The sequence below is a fragment of the Pseudomonas sp. LBUM1658 genome, assembly GCF_059716055.1.
This window is the reverse complement of sequence record NZ_CP166798.1, coordinates 4,245,898-4,268,926: the sequence shown is the minus strand read 5'-3', so window position 1 is coordinate 4,268,926 and position 23,029 is coordinate 4,245,898. Positions and strand designations below refer to the sequence as shown.

Here is a 23,029-nt window from a genome sequence, read left to right as displayed (position 1 = left end):
CAAGATACGTACGCAATTGTTCTTCAAGCTTGGCTCGCTCCGGAGCATCCCGATATACAACTGCCGTGAGAGCTTGGATTGTCCGAACGAGACCTAGAGCGAAGGCATCGTGTCGGTTGAAACTATCTGGCGTTTGACTCATTTTCACTTTCCTTGCGTAACCGCGCCGAGATTGGCGCTATCCCAGTCCTTGGGCTTACAGGCAAAGGACTGGGGAATCCCGTCTTTGGATACAGCTATTCGACTGCGTTACTTTGGAAGGAGATTTTCCAGATGTTGCTTTCCAAGAGGAGTAATTGGAGAGGTAGCTGTCCAGCGAAACCGGTATCGGCCACTTGCAAACTGCACCACTTGGCACGCTGCTAGCCCTTGACGCGCTAAAGCATCAGCGGCCTCGTAGTCGATTGCAGCTAATAATTCGGCGTGGGTCATGTTCCCTTTGGAGAAGTCGTAGATTTGAATTAGCGTTGAATTCAAACGTTTCTGATCCATGAATTAGCTCCTGATTCCATAAGGCGTGAGGCTTCGACGATATCAAAGTGATATCCAGGCTGATACGTGTGGATTCGTACAGGCGCCACCTGGTGATACAGTCGCCACTTTCAGGATGAGGAAGAATCATGCGGATTTTGATAGGGGCGGTGGCGGTGCTGTTGTTGGCGGGGTGTATGGCTCCGACTATGAACGAAGCTCGTCAGGAAGGGCCGCACAAGATTTTGTATTCGAAAAAGACTGATGCAGCTCTCGCAAAATGCGTCCAGTACGAGTGGCAGAATCAGCCGATATTTGGAGGCGAGCCTGGCGCGACACAGCAGCCAGGCAGAGATAGCGGATACACGGTGTTCACGGCAGGCTCAGCATATTTCGTTGACATTCAGCCGGGCGCCTCAGGCTCAGTCGCTAAATACTATGTGGTCCTTGATAACTGGATTGCAAGGAAGCGGCTGACCGCGCTGGAAAGTTGTCTGTAAATTTATTATCGAATTCAAGGCCCGCTCTGGCGGGTTTTTTAATGTCTGGAGAAAAGAATGGCTGCGCTGGCGATCAACTATCAACCCATGACCACGATCCTGCTTTACGGTCAGCTTCGGCAGTTTGGGCGCTCGTTCAGGCTATCTGTCCGCTCGCCGGCTGAGGCTATAAAAGCTCTGTGCGTCCAGATTCCAGGCTTCGAACGATTCCTTTCCAATGCCAAATCGAGAGGTTTGGAGTTTGCTGTCTTTCGAGGAAAGACGAACATCAGTGAAGACGAGCTTGGTTTTGGCGGCGATGGTGATATCCGGATTGCGCCTGTTATCACTGGCAGCAAGCGTGGCGGCGTCTTGCAAACTATCGTCGGGGTGGTGCTGATTGTGGCTGGGCTGATCATCACCGGAGGTACGTTTGGGGCTGGTGCGCCCTTCGGGTCCGCGCTGATCATGATGGGCGCCTCAATGGTTGCCGGCGGCGTAATTCAGATGCTCAGCCCTCAACCCAAGGGGCTGAAGACTAGCGCCGCGCCCGAGAACACCTCGGGCTATGCGTTCGGTAGCGCGAAGAACACCACGGCGTCTGGCAATCCAGTGCCGCTCTGCATCGGCAAGCGCCGGGTGGGTGGGGCGATCATCAGTGCCGCCATCTACGCCGAAGACCAGATGTAGCTCGCCCATCGAATACCGCAACCGCCCATGAGGCGGCTTTTTATTGCCTGGAGAAAAGCATGGGCGCAGCACAACAGCTCGACATTCACGGCGCCAAGGGCGGATCCGACAAGCCAAAGTCTCCGACAGAAGCCCCGGACAGCCTTCGCTCGGTGGCTGTAGCCAAGATCCTGATTGCTATTGGTGAGGGCGAGTTTGCCGGAGAGCCGACTGCGCAAGACATCTATCTCGACAACACGCCACTGCAGGATCCGCAAGGCAACATGAACTTCCCTAACGTGAAGTGGGAGTTCCGCAACGGCTCGGTAGATCAGAGCTACATCCAAGGCATTCCCTCAGTCGAGAACGAAACGTCTCTGGGTATCGAGCTGCGCAGCGGCACGCCATGGGTTCGCGCGATCAGCAACATCGAGCTGTCGGCCGTGCGCCTGCGCTTCGCCTGGCCGGCGCTGCAGTCAGTAGATGACAGCAACAACATCAAGGGCTATCGGATCGAGTACAAAATCGAACTAGCCACTGATGGCGGCCCCTACCAACAGGTGCTGAGCGAAGCTGTAGATGGCAAGACCACCAGTCCCTACGAGCGCAGCCGCCGTATCGATCTGCCGTCGGCTACCAGTGGTTGGTTGCTCCGAGTGACGCGCATCACCGCAAACCAGAACAACAATAAAATCGCCGACACAATGCAGATCGCTGGCTTCACCGAGGTGATCGACGCCAAGCTGCGGTATCCGAACACGGCGCTGCTGTATGTCGAATTCTCTGCCGAACAGTTCCGCAACATCCCGGCTGTTACGCTTGAGTGCAAGCTGCGCAAGTTCCAGGTGCCAACCAGCTACGACCCAGAAACCCGCACTTACAGCGGGATTTGGGACGGCACATTTAAGCTTGCGTGGACCGACAACCCTGCCTGGGTCACCTACGGCATTACCACCAACGACCGCTTCGGCCTCGGCCGGCGCATCAAGCCATGGCAAGTGGATAAGTGGGAACTGTACCGGATCGCCCAGTACTGCGATCAGTTGGTGCCGGACGGGAAGGGCGCGCAAGAACCGCGCTTCATCTGCAACCTGAACCTGCAGGGCAAGGCTGATGCCTGGGCACTGCTGCGCGACATCTCGGCGATCTACCGGGGCATGACCTATTGGGCCCAGGGCCAGGTCTTCTCTCTGGCCGACATGCCGCGCGCGACCGACTTCGACTTCGCCTATACCCGAGCGAACGTCATCGGCGGCAAGTTCAGCTACTCGAGCGCATCGGAGCGCACCCGGTACAGCCGCGCCCTGATCAGCTACGACGACCCGGCGAACAACTACGACACTGATGTCACGTCGGTGACCGATCCGAAACTGCAGCGCCGCTATGGCGATAATCCGCTGGAGCTCAGCGCGATCGGCTGCACCCGGGAGTCCGAAGCCCAGCGCCGCGGCAAGTGGGCGCTGCTGACGAACTCCCGAGACCGGGGCATTTCCTTCAAGGTGGGACTCGATGGCCGTATCCCGCTGCCTGGCTACGTCATCCCGGTGGCGGATGAGCTGCTGGCGGGCCGCGCAGTCGGCGGCCGGATCTCGGCGGTGGCCGGACGCGTCGTCACCCTGGACCGCGACACCCAGGCCAAGGCCGGTGACCGACTGATCCTGAACCTGCCAAGCGGCAAGTGCGAAGCGCGAACCGTGCAATCGGTCAGTGGCCGCGCCGTGACAGTGACCACCACTTACTCTGTCGCGCCCGAGCCTCAGCTGGTCTGGGCATTGGATGCTGACGACCTAGCTATTCCGCTGTATCGCGTCACCAGCGTTTCGCGGCCTGAGCCTGGCGTCTTCGAAATCACTGCGATTCAGTACGACCCGAGCAAATTCGCGCACATCGACACCGGCGCGCGCTTGGAAGAGCGCCCAATCAGCGTGATTCCGATCAGCGTCGTTCCGGCGCCGGCCAGCGTGGCGATCACCGCGAACACCATCGTCTCCCAGGGCATTGCCGTCACCACGATGACTATTGCCTGGCCGTCCGTACCGGGCGCAGTGGCGTATGACGTGGAATGGCGTAAGGACAATGGCAACTGGATCAAGGTCCAGCGTACGGGCGCGCTCGGCGTCGACGTCGTCGGCATCTACTCTGGCGCGTACTTGGCTCGGGTCCGAGCGGTGAGCTCCTTCGAGATCTCGTCCATCTGGAAAAGCTCGAACCTGACTCAACTAAACGGCAAGGAAGGTTTGCCGCCATCGGTTTCATTCCTGACTACTACCGCGCTGCTGTTCGGCATTGGCCTCAAGTGGGGTTTTCCTGCAGGGGCCGAGGATACCCAGCGCACAGAGATCTGGTACGGCCCGACCACCAGTCTGGGAGCTGCAACCAAGCTGGCCGACCTGGCATACCCACAAAGCGATTACTCGATGCAGAGTCTGCTGGCGGGCGCGACGTTCTTCTTCTGGGCGCGCCTGGTGGATCGGACCGGCAACATCGGGCCTTGGTACCCGCCCGGGATGGGTGTCATGGGTCAGTCCAGCTCGGAGGCTGGTCAGATTCTGGAACTGATCGAGGATCAGATCAACGAAAGCCACCTCGGCCCGCACTTGTTGGGCCGCATCGATCTTATCGACGGAGCGTCGACGCTGCCGGGCTCGGTGAATGCGCGTATTAGTGCAGTCGCTGGAACGATTGGCGATGTATCAGCCGCAGTTGTTCAGGAGAAAACTGAGCGCGTTGCCGGGGATACAGCGCTTGGCCAACGGATTGATACCGTTTCAGCTACCGCCAGCGGCGCAGCTTCAGCCGTTCAAACGGAGGTCACTGCACGGGCGGCCGGGGATAGTGCCCTTGGTGCGCGGATTGATTCTGTCGTCGCGACCTCCGGCAGTAACTCTGCCGCAATACTTGCGGAGGCAAACGCCAGGATAAGTGCGGATAGCGTGCTTGCAACCCAGATCAGCGGCGTTTACGCACAGGTAAATCCAGCTCTTGCTGGCGATACAGCCGGGTTCGCTGGTTCGGAGCAGATCTATGTCGGCGTCTGGTCTGAGCAATCGGCGCGAATCGAAGACGGTGTTGCGCTGGGTCAGCGGATCGATGTCGTCACCGCTTCTGTTGGCGCTAACAGCGCTGCGATCCAGACGGAAACCACCGCGAGGGTAACTGCTGACAGCGCCTTGGCAAGCCAGATCACAACGGTGCAGGCCGTTGCCAATGGTGCCTCGGCGGCCGTTCAGACAGTGTCTCAGGCTCAGGTGTCCACGGATGGAAAGCTTGGCACGATGTGGTCTGTGAAGATGCAGTACAACTCCGGAACTGGGCAGTACATCGCCGCCGGTATTGGTCTCGGCATCGAGAACACAGGTGCCGGCCTGCAAAGCCAGTTCCTGGTTAGCGCGGACCGGTTCGCCATCGTCAACACCATTGCCGGCGGCGCCATCTCGGTTCCGTTTGCGGTGCAGGGCGGACAGGTGTTCATGAACTCAGCCTTCATTCAGGACGGCACCATCACCAACGCCAAGATCGGCAGCTACATCAGCTCGACTAATTACATTGCGGGCTACTCCGGCTGGATTTTGAGCAAGGACGGCACGCTTGAAATAAACGGCGTGGTCGCGGGTGGTGGCCGCCTGACGATCACCAATCGAGCCGTGAAGGTTTACGACGCGAACGGTGTTTTGCGGGTGCAGCTTGGAGATCTCTCGGTATGAGTTATGGGCTGCAGATAAGGGGTGCTGACGGGGCACTCCAGATTGACGAGAACTCTTTCACCATTCGCGTGGTGCTTTCCACGCTGGTCTCGTTTACCAATGCCGCGAAGACCAGTCAGGACTTCGCGGTTCCAGGCGTAGGGCCGGGGAATGGTTCGGCAATCGTCGTACCCAATGGTGCTTACGCCGCAAACGCACTGCAGTTTGAAACCGAGCTGCTCGACGGCGTGGCCAGGGTCTACAACCACACGCGCGGATTCGCCGCGAGTACCATTTCAAGCGGAACGATGCGATTGATTGTGATGAGGTTCAACTAATGACATACGGGCTTCAGTTCACGAACAACAGCAACGCGGTGGTGCTTGATTCCGAATACTCCAGGCTGGTCGTGATTGCTTCGGGTCGGTTCGCTCCGACAGAAGAGTCTGGAATGGGCTCAACCACTTACTTTGCCACGCCCGTGACTTCGCAAGAGCCACCCTTGGTTTTTGTCAGGCCGGATACTGTGGCTGGGGTGGCCGGGCTGTGCTTGATGCGGCTTATCGGATCTGCGGGCAATTGGACAGGGTTCTATGTTCGAGCGTACAGCGCCACTACAGCGCAGCCAAACGGCCGGTATTTCGTTGCGGCGTTTACTGCCCAGCCAGTCGCCGCTTTCGGCATGAGGTTATGGGATGGCGCATCCAAGTTGATATTTGACTCAGGCACGCCGTGCGCGACCTTCACACGAACATTCCAGAACTGGAATTATGTCAAGTACGACACTGACGCTCAGGGATTGACGCGCATTTACTACAGCGTGCCTTTCAACTTTCCTCAGAATGAATACATGCTGATTAATACCTTCGGCATGGATATGACTTCGGGGAGTGCGATTGGTCGCCGGCTGTACTGTTGGTGGGATTTCCCCAACTCAACCCTGTACGCGATCACGGCGGCGGCATCAAACCCGTTTGCCTTCTTTCTCCCGGCGGTATTCGCCAAGATGAACTCGTAAGTAATTGATCTTCAGGCCCGCCCGCCAAGTGTGGGCTTTTTATTGACTGAATTAAGGAAGGGCAAATGGCTAAGCAGACTATTGCACTCGGCACCCCGCCAAGTGGAGTTGGCGGCGATACGCCGCGAAGTGCAAGCGTAAAGACTAACGCCAACTTCGACGAGCTTTACTATACTCAGTCGATTTTAGGAACCTCCGCTTTTAAGAACGTAGGTGGTGAAGTTGGGCAAGTCGTTGGGGTAGGGACATACGGTATAGGTATTAAAGATACGCCGATGGCCACCAGCATGAACGAGTGGCGGTCTGGCTTCTATGCGATTCAGGACGGAAACACGCAATACATCGGAACCACGGGAATCTCCTCGGGCAACATGGTCGCCATGGGCTTTCCTTTCGGTACTTGGGGGGGGCAGCTCTACATGGGCCAAGGGACGACGGGAAGCATTATAGGTTTCAGGGCGGGGAGCTATACAGACGCGCCTTTCCTAAAAATCTACCACACCGGCAACACCACCCGCGCCGCTGACGGCACACTGAAGGCAATCTGAAATGACCACCCGCGCAGCAATAAATATTCTTGGTTCAACCGGCGAACTTATCGACGTTACTTCGCTTGGGATTGACATTGTAACTACCAAACATCCGTCATCCGGAAAGTATCTTGTTTTCGGAACACTCGGCATGGCCCCGCCGCCGTTGGGTTGGGGATACGTCGTCAACCAAATGGACTTAGGGGCGGTCGTTGCTATCAGCTACGCAGACCAAGTGTTGACCGTTACTGTTACTGTTGACGGCCAACCTGCTGACCTACAGCACAGCATTACCTTACACGTTGAGGTTGAGGAACTTGAACTCCCCCCTGTATTTATTCCGCCTGTTGTCGAACCTCCCGTTGTTGATCCGCTAGTTGCCGCCAAAGCAGAGCTTGCCGCCCGTAACGCCAAAGCGGTAACGCAGATTGCCCGCATTCAGGATCGAGTGGACACCCTCGGTTACGGCATCGATGCTGGCGAAGCGACCGAAGAGGACGAAGCCGAGCAGGCCGCGCTGCTGCTCAACCTCAAAGCCTGGAAGGCGTACAAGTTCGCGCTGGGCAAGGTGACCGCCAAAGCGACATGGCCTGCCAATCCCGAGTGGCCGGTCGAGCCAGTAACCCCCGTGATCGCTGCCGATCCAATGGCTCGCGCTACCCAAGCGCTGTAGCCGACAGCCATACCCCCCATACCCGCCAAGCGCGGGCTTTTTTTCGCCTGGAGAAAAGTATGACTGCCACTGAGAAAGACCGGGATATCTTTGCACGCACGCTATGGGGCGAGTCGCGTGGCGAAGGCCTGGCCGGGCAGATCGCCGTAGCCTGGACCATCCGTAACCGCGTGAACGACGGCAAGACCAAGTCATGGTGGGGCGAGGGCTATGCGGGTGTGTGCCAGAAGCCGTACCAGTTCAGCTGCTGGAACAAGAACGACCCGAACTATGCCTACCTGAGCGGCGCGAAGCCGATCCCGTTCCGCGAGTTTGCTCAGGCGCAGATCGCCGCTGAGCACGTCATGTCCGGTAAAGCGCCAGATCCAACTGGCGGCGCCACGCACTACTACGCGACCACTATGCCGAAGGCTCCCGCTTGGTCAACCGGTGCCAAGCAGACGTTGAGGCTCGGACATCACGTCTTTTTCAAGGATGTGCCGTGAGTGTGCCGTGGCGCCTAGTCGGTCTCGGCGTGCTCGCACTGCTGATAGGCGCTGCACTTTATGGTGTCTACCAGCACCGGTACGACTCGGCGGACAAGGACTGGAAAGCAAAGTGGCCGGACCAGCAGGTGCTCCAAGCGAAAGGCCTGGCCGCCACGACCACCACCAACCGAAAGGAAGAACAGCGCTGGCGGACCGCCGTGAACGAGGTTTCAAATGACGCAAGAAAACAGGTCACCTTTGATGGCTAGGGATTCACGAGCTCTGTTAGTAACCGTCTGGAGGACGCCTATATGAGCAAGTTCGACAACGTCGATGGCGTTAGGGGCTGGCGATCCCTCGGCTTCTAGCTTTTAGGATTTTTCAGCTATCCTCACCCTGCTGATTATCAGCCAACGTATCCAAGTAACAAGCCAGAATTTTATGGAGAGAAAATGAAAATGAAAATGGAAAGTGCTTTGGTGGTTTTTGCAATTTGTTTAAGTGGGTGTGCGACAGTGGTTGATAATCCTAGTACTGATGACAGAAGTGTTCAGCCGCCAGATTTTGTATCTGTATCTCCGATGAGTTCAGAATGGATTGACGAGACAGGATCAAAAGGGAAGAAAAGGATTTTCTGGAGAGAGCTTACAAATTCTGAAGTTAATAGAAGGCTTCCACTTGAGATGCAAACTATTTCTGTTTTGAAGATAGACAGTGAGACGACTGTAGGTTTTGCTTCTTCTAAAATGTCTGCGAGTGCTGGTAATTATCAGGTTGTTATGGATTATGCTAAATATACGGATAGTATGGGCAGTAATAATCGTATGACAAGAGTTGGTGTTGGGGTTAGGATTGTTGCGGATGTAAAAACGGTTAAGGCCAATATTGACCTCGGTAGTCTATTCGCGATTTCTGCAGCTGCCAAGGCTGGCCTACTTTCTGGTAAAATAACTGTTTTAAAGATTGGAATGGATTCTCCAAAACTTAGTATCACGCTGCCTACTTTGGTTGATATTAGTGATGCAACACTTCAAAACTCATTGCTTGCAGTAGGCGCTATTAAGGCTAGAGTTTTTGAGCCGGATACCGTTCTTACCCCTTTCATACTTGCAGAGAGGTATTCTGGTGAGAAATTAAAAACGGTTTCGACGTCAAAATGATAGATCGAACAGCCTAAACGCTCGTACTGATTTCGTGCCATTTTTTGTATCAATCATGTTTCCTGAAGAGGCATTTAGGGGCGTTTAGCGCCCCTGAAAGCTTGTATAACCCCCAGAAACATTCCTCCAGCTAATTCGCAAGCACCCACGGTGCTCTCCGACTTGTTTTAGCGGATGGGGCTGGCGTGCGAGACCGCCTATACTGCCCTGATCAGATGATCGGGAATGGAGGCCAGCATGGGAGATCTTGACGAGAAGATAGCTGCAGGGGATCCGCTAATGCAGCGGGCTCTGCAGGCATTGCGCCGGTACAACGAAGCGAAAGGTGTGAAGCCTGCCGAGGAGGTCGAATGTCTGCGCCTCGAGGTAGAGACGCTCATGACCGCAGTGTCGAAGTATCAGCTTTGGGCGTTGGGTGGGCCGGTGCCATTACTTCACTGAGTTGGTCGACACCGCCGCCGACAGCGTGGCTTATGGAGGAGCGCGCGCCAGACTTGACCCTGCGTATGCTCAACGAATTGTCGCCATCACCGACGCCGGAGATCAAGGACTAATAGCGCTCGCTGCCTGCCAAGCCTACGTGAGGGAAATAACGCGCTGAGAGTCAGCTGCGAGGTTTATTTGTCTGCTTCAACTTTTGCCTCTTGGATTAACTCCATTAGAGGATCAAGTAAGGTTGCTTCGCGCGTTCTGTCGGCCGATTCGACAAGTATTTTTAAATCGCAATTAACAGGTGGTCCAAAATTACTTATGATTGCTTTCATTTCTTCTCCAATATTACCTAGGATCATTTGCTTTCCATGCTCGCCCAATGCATATTGGGTGCTTCCTACAGATAATATTAGCCTTGATGACTTGGTTGGGTTTGCAGTTCTATATAACGTATCGCTTGATTCGCTGCAAAATACGTTGTAGTCGATAAAATCACCGCCGTAGAGCACTAACGGTTTATTGGTCTTTCCTGAGATGATTTCTGTTTGAGTGTTTCTTGGTATGTGCGGTGTAGCAAAGTCAGCCTCTCGTCTTATTCCTTTGGTAGTTGTAATTATTGCCTGTAGTATTCTTGGTTCGAGGGATGACAGTTTTAGCCTGGTACTTCGCAGGTCGGATGTCACGTTGTCTAGTTGTTCTCTTGCTGTTCTGAGATTTTCGGCAGTGGCAAGAAGTTTGCTTTCAAGTTCTTTTTTTGCTAACTCTGATCTTGCGCTGGATTCAGAGTTGATTCGCTCCTTTAATATACCAAGTCCTAGCGTTGAAAGGATGCAGATTAGTGCCAGCCACCCTCGAAGGGTGATTCGCTGTAAAAGTTGGTCACTGTTTTTTTTCCAAGTCTCTCCGCCAAATGCCGCAAGAGTGCCCACTGTTCCGAGTATGAGAAGAGTAAGATTGATAGCGAATGTCATGTTACCTTCCCTGTGGGTTTTGTTTTTATAGGGGCATACAACATATTATGGTGTCATAGATTCTAGCCGATATTTTTCAGCGTCAAATGAGATCCCAGGTTGCGCACGTTACCCACGGCCCGATCTACCTGGTACCACTCGAACTCCTCTGTCGGCTCACCCTGAAGCAGCACCATTTGCTCGGCCCGCTCCCTGGGCGTTGCAGGGTCGAGCCATTCCCGGGCCAGTTCGGGATTCAGGACGACTGGCCGGCGATCATGGATGTCGACCATGCCGCCGGCGCTGTCTGCTGTGATAATCACAAAGCCGTCATGCTCACCCGGCTCACGTCTTTCGATGGGGTATTGTCCGATTGCCGCACACATGATTGGCGCACCATCCCTGCCGCCGTCTTCCTCCCGGCTGGGGCGGCGTGCGAATCTGCCTATACTATCCGCATCAAATAGTTGGCAATGGAGGCTGACATGGGAGCTCTTGACGAGAAAATCGCGGCAGGGCAGCCGCTAGTGCAGAAAGCGCTGCAAGCATTGCGTCGGTACAACGAAGCGAAAGGCGTGGTGTCGGCCGAAGAATTCGAGCGCCTGCGACTCGAAGCGGAAGCGCTCATGACTGCGGTGTCGGACTATCAGCTGCGGGTTTTGGGAGGTCCGCCGCGGACCCTGCATTGAGCTCAAGATGAAGCACTGAAGAACTCAGTGCAGGTTACCGGCAAGAAGTTATTTCAGCAGCCCGCTCACCACCCCGAAGGCCGTTGCCAGCCACACTCCACCTATGACGAAAAGCAGCGCAAAAAAGCGTTTTAAGTTCATTTTGGCTTACCGATTGATCTTGTCTTTGGCCTTCAGCCATTCCTCACGGGCTTCCAGGTACTTTTGGTCCGCGCGCCTTTTGAGCTCCGAAAACTCATCAAGGGTCTGAGCCGTAATAGGTTGGTTGTTTAGGAGCGCATAGGCTGCGTTGCTTAGCTGGTCCGCTTCAACAAAGAGCTGATTACTGATGTCGATGGATTCAGGCGGTGGGGAGTTTTGCGCTTTTTTCGAAGTGATTGGGGTCATAGCGGCATTTCCTTTTGGCAGGACTCGAAGGTGAAAACGCTCTCCTGGCATTCCTTCTAGTCAGGCGCCGAGCGATGTAAAATCGCTTGGCGTGTGGTCATCGTTCCTGACCATTAACGGCATATGGCATTCCAACGAGTCTGGACCGAGTTGAACTGTTTTGCACTGTTGGTGCTGACGGGTGGTGGTTATTTCGAACGGCTCACGCCTTGGCTGGTCTATCGCGATATGGATCACAAGCAGGATGGCAATTGTGGAAGACGTCGTATTGGGGCCGAGTACCAAGCGCGAAGCTGACCGGTTGCTGGCGCAGATCGGGCGGGCGGATACCATGATTGTCGCAGTGAAGGCCGGTGCGCGAGCCGAAGGGTTTGTGCTGGGTCTTGAGACGGCTGGCGCACTGAGGGCTGGCGACGCCGAAAACCTCTATCTGGTGTTCGAGTCGGCGCTTCAGCAGCGACTGAAGATTCTGATTGCCTGAACGTTAGCGCTGAGTTCATGAGGGGTGGAAACGAGCAAGCACGATCGCTGAGACTTTATCCCTGACCAACTTTCTTCATCAGTGATAGATAGAAAACTCAAGGTCAGACATTAATTGCAGACGGCCAACTTTAATTCCTTGCCATGCCAGGACCATCTCTTCCAAAATTTCCCGGGCAAGCCTGGCGATTGAATCGCTCCCAGAGTAGTTCGATCTGACTATGCCAGTGATCGCGAAATGATCCGAGCCAGGTCCGGTCAAAACCGCTGAAAGAGTACCGTCTGGATGAAGGCTGCATTCAACCAGGTAGCTGGGAAGCCGTGCCGCTAGGGCTGCTTGTATTTCGCCCTTATTGAGCGTGTCCATTTGGACGTTGATCCTGCGAGAAGAGGAGAGATCTTGATCGTAGGCTCTATTCTGTCTCTGTAAATGATGGCTTTCTACTATCTGAACATAACACCTTCCCCAAAGAGCCTTCGTTGAAAAACCTTAGCTGAGCCGCTTGCCTTGGCGTGGTTCTACGCTTCGGAGCTTGGTCACTTGATCACGTAATTCCTCTATTTCTCGCACCTGGACATTGCACGCACTCTTGAGGTCGCGCAGCTGCTCGCGCAGTTGTGCAAGCGTCGCCGCTTTCTCTTTAAGGTATTCCCTGGCTTGGTCACGCTCCCTTGTGGTCTGCGCATGCATCTCGACCAGCTTGAAGATATTTTCCCGAGCCGCACGAAGCTGCCGGTTGAGGTCATCGATCTCGTTTTCGAGCAGGCTTGTATGCTGGATGCAGGTTTCGAGTGGCGTGGGGATGCCCAGCCACTCGCAGGTGTCTTCATCGGGGTTCACGTGATGTTTTCCGAAATACTGTTTGCATATACAGTAATCGAGGCGGACCGATCAGGCGAGGGTGGAGCGACGAGCTGTAGGATTTGGAGTTGGTGTTCGGTCGGCAGGACGCCGGAGGGCGGGCAAAAGCGAATAGTTTTGTAACGGCTACCAAATAGTTTTGTAACGATCCCAAAAAACAGTGCCGCCACCCAAACCCCAGAAACGAAAAAGCCCTGAATAATCAGGGCTCTAACGTACAAATATGGCGGAGGCGATGGGATTCGAACTCATGGACCTGTTACAGTCGACGGTTTTCAAGACCGTTGCCTTAAACCACTCGGCCACACCTCCGTATTGCGTTGCGGGCGCCATAATACCTGAATGAAACACACTGTCAAACTCTCTGCGTAGCTTGTTGCAGGGGGTCTGTTATGATCTTTGCGACTGAACGTTTCAAACCAACAGGAGTGTCGCCATGCGCGAACAGGATTACGCAGTTAATAACAGCGTGCAGGCTGAGCAGCTAGAGGTTAGCCGCGTCCTGCGCAACACTTACGGCCTACTCGCTCTCACCCTCGCATTCAGCGGCGTGATGGCGTTCGTGGCGCAGCAGATGCGCGTTGGCTACCCGAACATTTTCGTGGTGTTGATCGGCTTCTACGGGCTGTTCTTCCTCACCAACAAGCTCCGCGATTCGGCATGGGGCCTGGTATCGGCATTCGCCCTGACCGGATTCATGGGCTTCCTGCTGGGCCCGATCCTCAATCGTTACCTGGGCATGCAGGGCGGCGCTGAAGTCGTCAGTTCGGCCTTTGCGATGACTGCGCTGGTGTTTGGCGGGCTGTCGGCCTATGTGCTGATCACCCGCAAGGACATGAGCTTCCTCGGTGGTTTCATCACCGCCGGTTTCTTCGTCCTGATGGGCGCGGTGCTGGCCAGCCTGTTCTTCCAGATCAGCGGCCTGCAACTGGCGATCAGCGCGGGCTTCGTGCTGTTCTCCTCGGTCTGCATCCTGTTCCAGACCAGCGCCATCATCCATGGCGGCGAGCGTAACTACATCATGGCGACCATCAGCCTGTATGTATCGATCTACAACCTGTTCATCAGCCTGTTGCAATTGTTCGGCATCATGAGCCGCGATGATTGATCACCAGCCGTGAATAAAAAAACCCGCTTCGGCGGGTTTTTTATTGTCTGAAAATCGGCTGGCCGATCATCAAGTGGTGCCCGGCAGGGCACAAGGCATACATCCCGGTCACTCGTAACGGCGCCTTCGCACCGTTCGTGCGACCTACTCGTCAAAGCGACCCGTGGCGTCACGATCGCGCTCGTATCGTCTCGTGAGCGGAAACGGCGGCAACCACAACTCGCGACGGACGATCCAGCTTTCGTAGGTCGGCATCAGTTGGTCAGGGGCATCCAGGGATCCCAGGTTCACTTCGATTTCGTCGGCGGTGCGTGCGAAAACGGAGGAGCCGCAGCGGGGACAGAAAAACCGCCCGGCGTAGTCGCGTGTTTCACCATCGATCGTCACTGCATTCTGAGGGAACACCGCGCTAGCGTGAAAAAGGGCCCCATGATGCTTGCGGCAGTCGAGGCAGTGACAAAGGCCGACCCGGTATGGGAGTCCAGTCGCCTCAATTCGGACGTTGCCGCACAGGCAACCGCCGGTGAATCTGTCCATGCTGCGTCTCCTCTGAAATCAAGCGGTCGGAATGTTAAAAACCTCGTAAAAATCGGATCTTGCATGGATTACTAAAGTTCCGGGATAGCCCTGGGGTAACCTTTCCGTATGACAATGCTGCAAACCGCATTCACACCATCGGTGGCAACCGACGCTTGACCGGGGTTTTCTTGACGATCGCGGTGTTGGTTTCGGCGTGGCTGTTGAGCCGGTCGAGCAGGGTGTCCAGTTGTTCCATCGAGCGTACGTGCAGGCGGGCGATGAAGCAGTCATCGCCGGTGACCTTGTCGCATTCGGTGAATTCGGGGATGGCCTGGATCTGCCGTTCGACTTCCTGCAACTGGCCAGGCAGTGGGCGGATGCGGACGATGGCCTGGAGTTGATAACCGAAACATTTCGGGTCTATCTCGACCGTGTAGCCCTTGAGCACGCCGCGCTCTTCGAGGCGGCGCAGCCGTTCGGCGACGCTCGGTGACGACAGGCCGCTGATTTGGGCCAATGCTTTAAGGGAACGCCGCGAGTCTGCCATCAGCGCGGCGATCAACACTTGGTCAATGTCGTCGGTCATATAAACCTCGTTAGGCAAATGGTTCGATATGCCTTGATAAGAAAGGTAGAAATAGATTTTAGCCGGCTTTTGACGCTGGAGGTGCCCTGCTGAGGATTGGCATAATTCAGGCACTTGCTGAGGAGATTGATGATGGATAAGTCGATACGTCGTGGGTCGTTTGAAATGACCGCCGCCATGCTGATTTCAGGGACCATTGGCTGGTTTGTGCTGGTGTCCGGGCAGCCAGTGCTGGACGTGGTGTTCTGGCGTTGCGTGTTCGGCGCTGCAACCTTGTTGGTAATCTGCGCGGTGCTGGGTTTCCTGCGTCCGGGCATTTTGAGTCGCACCACCTTTTTGCTGGCGGTGCTCAGCGGTGTGGCGATCGTTGGTAACTGGGTGTTGTTGTTCGCGTCCTATTCTCGAGCCTCGATTGCCATCGGTACGGCGGTTTATAACGTCCAGCCCTTTATGTTGGTGGGGCTGGCCGCGTTGTTTCTCGGAGAGAAGATCACCGCGCAAAAGCTGTTCTGGCTGAGTATTTCGTTTGCCGGGATGCTGGCGATCGTCAGCGCCCATGGCGAGCAGGGTGCCGGTGGCAATGAGTACTTAGTGGGTATCGCCCTGGCGCTGGGGGCGGCGCTGCTCTATGCCATTGCTGCGCTGATCATCAAGCGTCTGACCGGCACTCCACCGCATTTGATCGCGCTGATTCAGGTCTGCACCGGCGTGCTGTTGCTGGCGCCGTGGGCGAATATCGCCGTGTTGCCACAGGAGTCCGCGGCATGGGCCAGCCTGCTGACACTGGGGGTGGTGCATACCGGGGTGATGTATGTATTGCTTTACGGGGCCATTCAGAAACTGCCGACCGCATTGACCGGTGCGCTGTCATTTATCTACCCGATTGCGGCGATCTTCGTCGACTGGTTCGCCTTCGGTCATAGCCTTGAACTGCTGCAGTGGGTTGGCGTGATCACGATCCTGCTGGCGGCGGCAGGCATGCAGCAGGGTTGGGGTTTTGGTATGCGCCGTACGGCGGTGCAGTAACTGGCTTTCAGATCTTCCAGTGCGCCGCGGTCTTCGCCAGCCGCTGGCGCATTTCGGCGATATTGGCCGCCAGTTGGCGGGTCAACAGCCGGTAGCCATCCAGCGCGGAATAGACCGGGGTATTGAGTGACGGATCGTCCTGAGCGCCATCTAGCGGACGTTCGAGCCGTTGCGTAGCGCCGGATTTCAGGGCGCGGGCCATGCCGATCAGTTGCACGCGGATTTGCCGATGTTCGGTTTTCAGCGCTGACTGCATCTGGGCCATGGCCTGGTCGTCGCTGGCATCCGGTCGGGTGTTGGCGAGGATTTCCAGGGTGCTGACACACATCCGCAGATTGCGTTGCAAGGCATCCAGTTCGGTCATCGAGATCCGCACTTCCTTGGACACCGATGGCATCAACGAACGCAGTTGCAGCATTACGCCGTTCAACCGGTTCATCAGTTTGTGATGTTCATCGTCGGTGACCGACTGGCCATTGATGATTCGGCTGTAGATCGCAGCGCAGTCGCGCAATGCGCTGGCCAGGTTGTACCGCCAGGAGTAAACCGCGTACAGCGGCAAGGCAAAGGAGAACGCCAGGGCCAGGGCGATGCCGATCAAAATATCGACCGTGCGCCAGAGGCCGTCGGTCACCGGGTTGTCGCCGTGACCGGCGACGATGAACACCGTGATCGCCGACAGTAGCGCGGTATAGCCGCCCTTGCCGATTGCGTGGTAGGAGAAGAAACCGCAGACCGCCGACATACCCAGATAGGTCAGCCATGGCATCCCCAGCCAGGCATGTTGGGCCACCAGCAACAGGCCGACCCCGGCACCGATCAAGGTGCCGTAGGCTCGTTCCTTGGCTTTCTTGCCGATATTGCCGTGATGTTGCAGCCCGCCGATCACCACCAGCATGGTCACCGAGGCCCACTCGCCATGGGGCAGGTTGATCCCGCTGGTCAGCAGGATCGTCGCCAGCAGCCCCAGCGAGACCCGCACCGCGTGGATCAGCCTGGCATGGCGATAGCGCCGATAAGGGTCCAGCAACGGACGCAGGAATCGGCGCAACAGCGCGGGCAGTCGAATCGATTGCAGGTGGCTTATCGGGCTCAGGTGCTGTCCTCCAAAGGCGCTCTCAGAATATGTAATCGGTGGTCAAGAAGCTCGACTCACGATTACGGATGATCTCGCTGATGAGTTCCTTGTTGCTCTCCTGGAACTTGGTCGCGACCAGGGTGCGGATCGAAAACACCCTGAGTGCATCATGGACCGAGAGGGTGCCTTCCGCCGAGTTTTTCCGGCCATTGAACGGGTAGGTGTCCGGGCCGCGTTGGCACTGGGCGTTGATGTTGATGCGGCCGACCTGATTGGCGAAGGTGTCGACCAGGCGTCCGACCTCGGCGGGATTGGTGCCGAAGATGCTCAGCTGTTGGCCGAAGTCGGATTCCAGTACGTAGTCGATCACGGTTTCCAGATCACGGTAAGGAACGATCGGCACCACCGGGCCGAACTGCTCTTCCTGATACACGCGCATCTCGGTGGTGACCGGGTAGAGCACTGCAGGATAGAAGAACGAGCTTCGGGATTCGCCGCCGTTGGCGTTTACCACTTTGGCGCCTTTACTCACGGCATCCGCCACCAGCGAGTGCAGATAATCGACTTTGCTCGATTCCGGCAGCGGTGTCAGCGCCACGCCGTTTTCCCAAGGCATGCCCGGTTTGAGGGACTGCAGCTTGTGGTTGAATTTCTCGATGAAGCTGTCGACCACGTCTTCATGGACGAAGAGGATTTTCAAGGCGGTACAGCGTTGACCGTTGAACGACAGCGAGCCGGTCACCGCTTCGTTGACTGCGTTGTCCAGGTCGACCTCGGGCAAAACAATCCCGGGGTTTTTCGCATCCAGCCCCAGGGCGGCGCGCAAACGGTGAGGTCTTGGGTGCAGTTTCTTCAGGTCACTGGCAGCTTTGTTGGTGCCGATGAAGGCAAAAATATCGATCTTGCCGCTGGCCATCAGCGCGCTCACGGTTTCGCGGCCGCTACCGTAGATCACATTGATCACCCCGGCCGGGAAGCTGTCGCGAAAGGCCTCCAGCAGCGGACGAATCAACAGCACGCCGAGCTTGGCCGGTTTGAACACTACGGTGTTGCCCATGATCAGGGCCGGAATCAGGGTGGTGAAGGTTTCGTTCAGCGGGTAGTTGTAAGGCCCCATGCACAGCGCCACGCCCATCGGCACCCGGCGAATCTGGCCGAGGGTGTCCTGTTCCAGCTCGAAACGGCTTGAACGACGGTCCAGTTCCTTGAGGGCATTGATGGTGTCGACGATGTAATCGCAGGTGCGGTCGAATTCCTTTTCCGAATCCTTGAGATTTTTACCGATTTCCCACATCAGCAGCTTGACCACTGCTTCGCGTTGTTCGCGCATGCGCCCGAGGAAGGTTTCGACATGCTGTATGCGTTCGGCGACGCGCATCGTCGGCCATTCGCCCTGACCTCTGTCGTAGGCACGGACGGCGGCATCCAGGGCGGTCAAGGCGGTGCTGGCATCCAGCAGCGGAGTGCTGCCGAGGATAACTTGTTCATCAGCGTTGTCACCGGCCAGGTACACCGGGCTTCGCACCTGCGCGAGGGGGCCGGGCCAGATTTGCAAGGTGCCATCGACCAGGTATTCGCGTTGTTCAATCCGGCCGTTGAGGCGGTATTTTTCCGGGATGTCGGCGGCGGTAGGAAACAGCTGGCTGAGAAGGTTATCTGTGGTCATGGTGCTACCCCGTATGGATTGGGTTTTGCAGACAAGAGTTTTTATTGTGAAGCGTGACCGATGGTCAAGGTATTGAGGCCACTCGCGGTGGTCCTCCATCGGTATTGCTGAATCGTTTTACCTGATTGTGACAAGGGTTGTCATGCGCCATTTATCCGGGCCTGTTCGACTCTAGCTCAATGCCGCCCTGATCGGGTCGATCGAGGAGGGCGCAGGCTACTGAAAATGCTATCGATCTCTGATGCTGTGCAAGGCGTGCCTCGGGAAACCTTGTCGCGCTTTTTTTGTCGCGGATGGTTCATTTCCCCTGAAACGGCAAGCGCTTGCCCCCGCCTGCCGGTTAAACTTCGCGTTTTCAACAGGAGTTCACATGAGTTACTAGCAGCCGGGCATCCTCGCCACTCCAGTACCGCCACAGGCACGCCATTTGTTTTTTGCGCTCCAATCCGCTGAAGCATTGCCGGCGGCGATCGACAAACTGTTGCAACTGGTGGACGGGAAAACCGCGGTAGTTGGCTTCGGCGAGTCGCTGGTACGGGCCCTTGGCGGTCGGATCGATGGTCTGCGGGCATTTGCGGCAATGACCGGAGTTGGCGTGGATAACCCTTCGACCCAGCACGCCCTCTGGTGCTGGTTGCACGGCGAAGACCGCGGCGAATTGCTGCATCGCAGCCGCGCCATTGAAACGGCATTGGCCCCGGCCTTGCGCCTGGTGCAGATGACTGAGGCCTTCCGCCACAAGACCGGGCACGACCTGACGGGTTACGAAGACGGCACCGAAAATCCCCACGATGAAGCGGCGGCGACAGCAGCCTTGGTGGGCGAGGGCGTTGGTCTGCACGGCGGCAGCTTTGCGGCGATTCAGCAATGGCAGCACGACCTGGACGGTTTCGCTGCGATGCCGGCCGAGGAACAGGATCACATCATCGGTCGGCGCAAGAGTGATAACGAAGAACTCGAGGACGCGCCAGAGTCCGCTCACGTCAAACGTACCGCCCAGGAGAGCTTCGCCCCTGAAGCCTTCGTCGTGCGCCGTTCCATGCCGTGGGTGGAAGGTGATCGCGCGGGTCTGGTGTTCCTCGCTTTCGGTTTTTCCCTCGATGCCTTTGAAGTCCAGCTGCGGCGCATGAGCGGCCTGGAAGACGGCATCGTCGATGGCCTTTATCGGATGAGCCGGCCGATTACCGGTGGCTACTACTGGTGCCCGCCGCTCATGGATGGTCATCTGGATCTGCGGGCGTTGCGGATTGGTTGAAGTGATGCATGTGCGGAGTATGCGGGGCTCCCAAAAGATCGCAGCCTGCGGCAGCTCCTACGCGCCGACCGTGTACAACCCTGAATTATCGGGTGTACACAAAACCTGGAGCTGCCGCAGGCTGCGATCTTGACGATCTCTCCCGCACAGAAGATCTTGAAATGCAGCTCTAACCTTATGCTCAAAGGGTATTTCCCAAGCCCCCAAGGCTTTCCCTAAGATCACGTCATAACTCGTTATGACAAGTGATATCGATGACCGACCCCGCCAACTCAGTGCTCTCACTTTCCAGTGTGCCGCTACATACCCAACTGCGTGACGTGCTGCGTGCACGGATTCTCGACGGCGAATACGCCCAGGACAGCCAGATGCCCTCGGAAAGCGAATTGGGCAATCTGTTCAAGGTCAGCCGCATCACCGTGCGCCAGGCCCTGGGTGATTTGCAAAAGGAAGGGTTGATTTTCAAGATCCACGGCAAAGGCACCTTTGTTGCCAAACCCAAGACCTTCCAGAACGTCAGCACCCTGCAAGGCCTGGCCGAGTCCATGACCGGTCGCGGCTACGAGGTGATCAACCGCCTGCGCAGCTTCAAGTTTATCGCCGCCGACAAGCTGGTAGCCGAGCGTCTGCAAGTGGCTGAAGGCGACACCGTGGCGCAGATCAAACGGGTGCGCCTGATCAATCGCGAACCGGTTTCCCTGGAAATCACCTACTTGCCCCAGGCCCTCGGCGAGCGTCTGGAGAAGGCCGACCTGGTGACTCGCGACATCTTTCTGATCCTCGAAAACGACTGTCACCTGGCGCTGGGCCATGCCGATCTGGCCATCGATGCGGTGCTAGCCGACAGCGAGCTGACCCAGGCGCTGAACGTCGAGGCCGGCTCGCCGATCATGCGCATCGAGCGCCTGACCCACACCGCCGACGGCCAGCCGGTGGACTTCGAACATCTCTACTACCGCGGCGATGCCTTCCAGTACCGCTTGCGGATCGACCGGCAAAAAGGGGATCAGGTATGACCCACAGCTCTATGACTAGCAGCTCCATGATTAGAAAGACCCTCGAACAGGAATACGACATCGTGGTGATCGGCGGCGGCACAACTGCAATGAGGCGAAGATCATGAACCAGGCCCCTGAATCGGTCGGCAACTCCACCAGCAAACAACAGTTGCGCCTGAGCTGGGCCGATGGCCGGGTGCAACTGCTTGATCACGCGCAATTGCGCCGCCAGTGCCCTTGCTCGCAATGCCGGGCCTTTCGCTTGCAAGGGCTGACACCGATGGTCGCCGCCAGCGTCCGTTTGCTGGAGCTCAATCCCCAGGGTTATGGCTTGCAACTGGTGTTCAGTGATGGGCATGGGCGGGGGATTTATCCATGGGCGTATCTGGCGGGGATCGACTGAGAGATCTGCCGACGATCAAAAGATCGCAGCCTTCGGCAGCTCCTACGCCGACCGAGTACACCCGTGAACTCTCGGGTGTACGGCAACCCCCCGTAGGAGCTGCCGCAGGCTGCGATCTTTTGATCTTCGCCTGGCGATCCCACCCGCGCCAATGCCGTTGACGACTGGCGGCTCTTGTCAGAAAAACCCGACAGGAGTACAAATGTACTCCATGACGACTTTAAGCCCCCGCCGCACCGCCATCCTGACCTTTATCCGCGATCGTATCGCGCAGCAAGGCCAGCCACCGAGCCTCGCCGAGATCGCCGAGGCCTTTGGGTTTGCCTCGCGCAGCGTGGCGCGCAAGCATGTGGTGGCTCTCACCGAGGCCGGTTTCATCGAGGTCAACGCCCATCAGGCGCGGGGTATCCGGCTGTTGAACCAGCCGCCCCGGCCCGAGCTGCTGGATATTCCGGTGCTGGGGCGGGTGGCCGCCGGTGTGCCGATCGGTGCCGATGCCGAGGTGCACAGTCGGCTGATGCTGGACCCGGCGATGTTCTCGCGAATCCCCGATTACCTGCTGCGGGTTCAGGGTGATTCGATGATCGGGGACGGCATTCTCGACGGCGACCTGGTGGGCGTACGGCGCAGTCTCGAGGCGCAAAACGGCCAGATCGTGGTGGCGCGGCTCGACGGTGAAGTCACCATCAAGCGTTTTGAACGGACCGCGGGGAGTGTGCGCTTGCTGCCGCGCAACCCGGCCTATGCGCCCATCGTTGTGCGCGCCGATCAGGACCTGGCCATCGAAGGGGTGTTCTGCGGCCTGGTGAGGCAAGGATGATGGGCGCCGTCGTTGCTCTGGACACGTTGTTCAATGGCGGCCAGGTCTGGAAGGGCCGGCCTGCCGCGCCGCCGGCCAGTCCTCAACCGACTGGCCATGTGGCACTGGATGCAGCCTTGCCCACTGGCGGCTGGCCGGAGTCGGCTCTGACCGAAATCCTGATTGCCGAGCAGGGCGTCGGCGAGTTGCAGCTGGTCTGGCCGACCCTGGCGCGGTTGTCCGCCGAGGGCGAGCGGATTGTCCTGGTGGCGCCGCCCCATGTGCCGTATCCGCAGGCCTGGCAGAACGCTGGCGTGGATCTGCGTCAGCTGTCGGTGATCCAGGCCAGTGAACGCGATGCCCTGTGGGCGGCTGAACAATGTCTGCGTTCGGGCAGTTGCGGCGCGGTCCTGTGCTGGCCGCAGAAGGCCGACGACCGAGCCTTGCGCCGGCTGCAGGTGGCCGCCGAAACCGGGCAGACCCTGGCGTTTGCCTATCGCTCGATCAAGGAAGCCATCAACCCTTCGCCAGCGGCCTTGCGGATCGCCATCGATGCCCGGCCCGCGCAACTGCGGGTGCTCAAGTGCCGTGGCGGCCTGGCCCGTTCGGCACCGATCGCCTTTACCACAGGGCATTGAGGT

The 23,029-nt window shown here is 57.2% G+C and carries 29 protein-coding genes, 1 tRNA gene and 2 pseudogenes; 21 read left to right on the top strand and 11 right to left on the bottom strand.

What is annotated here, in order from left to right; genetic code table 11:
• Positions 1–249: 249 nt before the first annotated feature.
• Positions 250–492, bottom strand: coding sequence for a hypothetical protein (locus ACA064_RS19575; RefSeq protein ID WP_497669590.1), 243 nt, complete (start codon positions 490–492; stop codon positions 250–252).
• Between the two features lie 128 nt (positions 493–620).
• Between ACA064_RS19575 and ACA064_RS19570 the strand changes: the two genes are divergently transcribed.
• The 12 genes and pseudogenes from ACA064_RS19570 to ACA064_RS19515 form a co-directional block, all read left to right on the top strand.
• Entirely contained in the window at positions 621–971 is a 351-nt protein-coding gene (locus ACA064_RS19570; RefSeq protein ID WP_497669589.1) for a hypothetical protein, read from the top strand.
• Positions 972–1,028: 57 nt separating this feature from the next.
• A complete protein-coding gene (locus ACA064_RS19565; protein ID WP_497669588.1) occupies positions 1,029–1,640 on the top strand; it encodes a tail assembly protein in 612 nt (203 codons plus the stop codon).
• 59 nt (positions 1,641–1,699) lie between these two features.
• The gene (locus tag ACA064_RS19560) at positions 1,700–5,323 is read left to right on the top strand and encodes a TipJ family phage tail tip protein (protein ID WP_497669587.1); all 3,624 of its coding nucleotides are present in this window, start codon (positions 1,700–1,702) and stop codon (positions 5,321–5,323) included.
• A gap of 8 nt (positions 5,324–5,331) precedes the next feature.
• Positions 5,332–5,640: a hypothetical protein gene (locus tag ACA064_RS19555; protein WP_497674289.1), complete on the top strand. Its 309-nt coding sequence runs from the start codon at positions 5,332–5,334 to the stop codon at positions 5,638–5,640.
• Entirely contained in the window at positions 5,640–6,320 is a 681-nt protein-coding gene (locus ACA064_RS19550) for a hypothetical protein (protein ID WP_497669586.1), read from the top strand. Before ACA064_RS19555 ends, ACA064_RS19550 begins: the two co-directional genes overlap by 1 nt.
• Positions 6,321–6,385: 65 nt before the next feature.
• Positions 6,386–6,868, top strand: coding sequence for a hypothetical protein (locus ACA064_RS19545; RefSeq protein WP_497669585.1), 483 nt, complete (start codon positions 6,386–6,388; stop codon positions 6,866–6,868).
• 1 nt (position 6,869) lies between these two features.
• Entirely contained in the window at positions 6,870–7,523 is a 654-nt protein-coding gene (locus tag ACA064_RS19540; protein ID WP_497669584.1) for a tail fiber assembly protein, read from the top strand.
• A 59-nt stretch (positions 7,524–7,582) separates the two neighbouring features.
• On the top strand, positions 7,583–8,008 hold the full coding sequence (locus tag ACA064_RS19535; RefSeq protein ID WP_497669583.1) for a cell wall hydrolase: 426 nt from the start codon (positions 7,583–7,585) through the stop codon (positions 8,006–8,008).
• The gene (locus ACA064_RS19530; RefSeq protein WP_497669582.1) at positions 8,005–8,259 is read left to right on the top strand and encodes a DUF2514 family protein; all 255 of its coding nucleotides are present in this window, start codon (positions 8,005–8,007) and stop codon (positions 8,257–8,259) included. The genes ACA064_RS19535 and ACA064_RS19530 overlap by 4 nt, the downstream gene beginning before the upstream one ends.
• Positions 8,260–8,442: 183 nt before the next feature.
• Positions 8,443–9,150 carry a hypothetical protein gene (locus ACA064_RS19525; RefSeq protein ID WP_497669581.1) on the top strand — a complete coding sequence of 236 codons (708 nt, stop codon included), beginning with the start codon at positions 8,443–8,445 and terminating at the stop codon, positions 9,148–9,150.
• A gap of 237 nt (positions 9,151–9,387) precedes the next feature.
• On the top strand, positions 9,388–9,591 hold the full coding sequence (locus ACA064_RS19520) for a hypothetical protein (protein WP_497669580.1): 204 nt from the start codon (positions 9,388–9,390) through the stop codon (positions 9,589–9,591).
• A 25-nt stretch (positions 9,592–9,616) separates the two neighbouring features.
• A pseudogene (locus tag ACA064_RS19515) lies at positions 9,617–9,751 on the top strand (lysis protein); the annotation flags it as partial.
• 16 nt (positions 9,752–9,767) lie between these two features.
• Here the strand turns inward: ACA064_RS19515 and ACA064_RS19510 are convergent.
• On the bottom strand, positions 9,768–10,553 hold the full coding sequence (locus ACA064_RS19510; RefSeq protein ID WP_497669579.1) for a hypothetical protein: 786 nt from the start codon (positions 10,551–10,553) through the stop codon (positions 9,768–9,770).
• Positions 10,554–10,615: 62 nt separating this feature from the next.
• A pseudogene (locus tag ACA064_RS19505) lies at positions 10,616–10,936 on the bottom strand (SOS response-associated peptidase family protein); the annotation flags it as partial.
• An 81-nt stretch (positions 10,937–11,017) separates the two neighbouring features.
• On the opposite strand from ACA064_RS19505, the gene ACA064_RS19500 reads away from it, so the two are divergent.
• Positions 11,018–11,221 (top strand): hypothetical protein, encoded by a 204-nt coding sequence (locus ACA064_RS19500; protein WP_497669578.1) that lies wholly within the window; start codon positions 11,018–11,020, stop codon positions 11,219–11,221.
• A 147-nt stretch (positions 11,222–11,368) separates the two neighbouring features.
• On the opposite strand, the gene ACA064_RS19495 is transcribed toward ACA064_RS19500, so the two are convergent.
• Positions 11,369–11,608 (bottom strand): hypothetical protein, encoded by a 240-nt coding sequence (locus ACA064_RS19495; protein WP_497669577.1) that lies wholly within the window; start codon positions 11,606–11,608, stop codon positions 11,369–11,371.
• A 253-nt stretch (positions 11,609–11,861) separates the two neighbouring features.
• Here ACA064_RS19495 and ACA064_RS19490 point away from each other — a divergent pair, with 253 nt between their 5' ends.
• A complete protein-coding gene (locus ACA064_RS19490) occupies positions 11,862–12,089 on the top strand; it encodes a hypothetical protein (protein ID WP_497669576.1) in 228 nt (75 codons plus the stop codon).
• A 78-nt stretch (positions 12,090–12,167) separates the two neighbouring features.
• Here the strand turns inward: ACA064_RS19490 and ACA064_RS19485 are convergent, their stop codons facing one another.
• The 3 genes from ACA064_RS19485 to ACA064_RS19475 form a co-directional block, all read right to left on the bottom strand.
• Positions 12,168–12,455: a hypothetical protein gene (locus ACA064_RS19485; RefSeq protein WP_497669575.1), complete on the bottom strand. Its 288-nt coding sequence runs from the start codon at positions 12,453–12,455 to the stop codon at positions 12,168–12,170.
• 123 nt (positions 12,456–12,578) lie between these two features.
• Positions 12,579–12,929, bottom strand: coding sequence for a hypothetical protein (locus tag ACA064_RS19480; protein WP_497669574.1), 351 nt, complete (start codon positions 12,927–12,929; stop codon positions 12,579–12,581).
• Between the two features lie 245 nt (positions 12,930–13,174).
• A tRNA-Ser gene (locus ACA064_RS19475) sits at positions 13,175–13,262 on the bottom strand.
• A gap of 124 nt (positions 13,263–13,386) precedes the next feature.
• Here ACA064_RS19475 and ACA064_RS19470 point away from each other — a divergent pair.
• A complete protein-coding gene (locus ACA064_RS19470) occupies positions 13,387–14,058 on the top strand; it encodes a Bax inhibitor-1/YccA family protein (protein ID WP_489361097.1) in 672 nt (223 codons plus the stop codon).
• 144 nt (positions 14,059–14,202) lie between these two features.
• On the opposite strand, the gene ACA064_RS19465 is transcribed toward ACA064_RS19470, so the two are convergent.
• A complete protein-coding gene (locus ACA064_RS19465) occupies positions 14,203–14,595 on the bottom strand; it encodes a GFA family protein (protein ID WP_497669573.1) in 393 nt (130 codons plus the stop codon).
• A gap of 130 nt (positions 14,596–14,725) precedes the next feature.
• The gene (locus ACA064_RS19460; protein ID WP_497669572.1) at positions 14,726–15,163 is read right to left on the bottom strand and encodes an Lrp/AsnC family transcriptional regulator; all 438 of its coding nucleotides are present in this window, start codon (positions 15,161–15,163) and stop codon (positions 14,726–14,728) included.
• A 132-nt stretch (positions 15,164–15,295) separates the two neighbouring features.
• Here ACA064_RS19460 and ACA064_RS19455 point away from each other — a divergent pair, with 132 nt between their 5' ends.
• Positions 15,296–16,189: a DMT family transporter gene (locus ACA064_RS19455; RefSeq protein ID WP_497674288.1), complete on the top strand. Its 894-nt coding sequence runs from the start codon at positions 15,296–15,298 to the stop codon at positions 16,187–16,189.
• Between the two features lie 7 nt (positions 16,190–16,196).
• Here ACA064_RS19455 and ACA064_RS19450 read toward each other — a convergent pair whose 3' ends face one another.
• Both ACA064_RS19450 and ACA064_RS19445 read right to left on the bottom strand, forming a co-directional pair.
• Positions 16,197–17,243, bottom strand: coding sequence for an FUSC family protein (locus ACA064_RS19450; RefSeq protein ID WP_497674287.1), 1,047 nt, complete (start codon positions 17,241–17,243; stop codon positions 16,197–16,199).
• Positions 17,244–17,307: 64 nt separating this feature from the next.
• Positions 17,308–18,933: an NADP-dependent glyceraldehyde-3-phosphate dehydrogenase gene (locus ACA064_RS19445; RefSeq protein ID WP_497669571.1), complete on the bottom strand. Its 1,626-nt coding sequence runs from the start codon at positions 18,931–18,933 to the stop codon at positions 17,308–17,310.
• A gap of 391 nt (positions 18,934–19,324) precedes the next feature.
• Here ACA064_RS19445 and ACA064_RS19440 point away from each other — a divergent pair, with 391 nt between their 5' ends.
• The 5 genes from ACA064_RS19440 (at position 19,325) to imuA (ending at position 23,026) form a co-directional block, all read left to right on the top strand.
• On the top strand, positions 19,325–20,188 hold the full coding sequence (locus tag ACA064_RS19440) for a Dyp-type peroxidase (protein WP_497674286.1): 864 nt from the start codon (positions 19,325–19,327) through the stop codon (positions 20,186–20,188).
• 254 nt (positions 20,189–20,442) lie between these two features.
• Positions 20,443–21,204 carry a GntR family transcriptional regulator gene (locus ACA064_RS19435; protein WP_497669570.1) on the top strand — a complete coding sequence of 254 codons (762 nt, stop codon included), beginning with the start codon at positions 20,443–20,445 and terminating at the stop codon, positions 21,202–21,204.
• Positions 21,205–21,307: 103 nt separating this feature from the next.
• Entirely contained in the window at positions 21,308–21,589 is a 282-nt protein-coding gene (locus ACA064_RS19430) for a DUF971 domain-containing protein (protein WP_497669569.1), read from the top strand.
• Between the two features lie 202 nt (positions 21,590–21,791).
• Positions 21,792–22,409 (top strand): transcriptional repressor LexA, encoded by a 618-nt coding sequence (gene lexA, locus ACA064_RS19425; RefSeq protein WP_497669568.1) that lies wholly within the window; start codon positions 21,792–21,794, stop codon positions 22,407–22,409.
• Complete coding sequence (imuA, locus tag ACA064_RS19420) at positions 22,409–23,026, top strand: translesion DNA synthesis-associated protein ImuA (RefSeq protein ID WP_497674285.1); 618 nt, start codon at positions 22,409–22,411, stop codon at positions 23,024–23,026. The genes lexA and imuA overlap by 1 nt, the downstream gene beginning before the upstream one ends.
• The last annotated feature ends 3 nt before the right edge of the window (positions 23,027–23,029 follow it).